The 1138-nt window shown below is 35.1% G+C and carries 1 tRNA gene and 1 pseudogene; both read right to left on the minus strand.

Features of this window, described 5'->3' with window-relative positions:
• Nucleotides 1–374: 374 nt before the first annotated feature.
• Nucleotides 375–476, minus strand: a pseudogene (locus BHE89_RS24420) (DUF932 domain-containing protein); the annotation flags it as partial.
• 118 nt (nucleotides 477–594) lie between these two features.
• A tRNA-Leu gene (locus BHE89_RS17975) sits at nucleotides 595–679 on the minus strand.
• Between the last annotated feature and the right edge of the window lie 459 nt (nucleotides 680–1138).

Genomic DNA, 1138 nt, shown 5'->3' on the forward strand with positions numbered 1-1138 from the left:
CATTAACTTGTTCTACTTTAAGTGAAAGATCTAATAGTAGTAGAAAAACTAATAATGACTTCTATCTATAATTATTATGAATAATCATCCTGCCGTAGTAAACGGTGATAATAAACAGTTGTTTCCATTGTGAAGGAAACAACTAGAGTTAATTATCGTCAATATTCCCCAAAAGGTGATGCCAGAAACTACGCTGTCGTCCACTTCACTGTAACTCATCATAGAGTTATCAGAATCTCGTAAACTAGCTAAAGTAATCCAGTCTAAACCTGATATTCGTGGATCTCCGTCCTCTGTATAAAAAGTTCCTGAAGGGTGAAGACAAGCCTTACTTGGTAATATTGTAATATTTCCAACTTTTACTTGACCATACAGCCATAGCGATACGTGAGTGCCGCTTGCGCTAAAGCTTGTTGTGGTGGTGGTAACATAAGAGATTGTATTTGTTCTCGCTTTTCAGCAACAATATCAAAGATATCTTCACGCACTAAAAACCATTGGCATCCTAACCGCCCTTAAAGGACAGAGGGTTACAAAGTCTTAGATAAACTGAGATTTCAGGCATAAAAAAAGACGCTCTTAGCGTCTGATTTTTGGTGCCGAAGGCCGGACTCGAACCGGCACACCCGAAGGCGGTTGATTTTGAATCAACTGCGTCTACCAATTTCGCCACTCCGGCACTGAAGTGTATTTGGAAAACCTGCCCATTATACTTGCGTGAAGAACCCTCGCAACAATTATTGTTAGTTTTCAGTTTGATTGGCGAAAAAAAAGTGCATTTAGCGAAAAAAAATACCGTAAATCCTCACCTAGAGCGAGAAGCCGTCAGGGTTTATAACTATCATAAAACACGAGTTATTAGTTACATCAGGTATCTGCCATTAATACTTTAATCATGCTGTATCAATAGATCAATTATCTTGCTGTTATTTTATCTAAATTTATTCATTACCTTATTTCTATTTATTCATTACCTTATTTCTATTTTTTCTTATCTTTTTTTAATATAACATCATCATTATATAAATGAGTTAAAACTAATTGACTTAATCGATATATTTTAAAATACATAACGGTAAATAAAAAAAGGATCAAAACTCGGGTTAGTTGTTTTGATCCAATAGTACTACTAATTGAG

This window comes from Shigella sp. FC1967, assembly GCF_001743005.1.
Lineage (GTDB): Bacteria > Pseudomonadota > Gammaproteobacteria > Enterobacterales > Enterobacteriaceae > Proteus.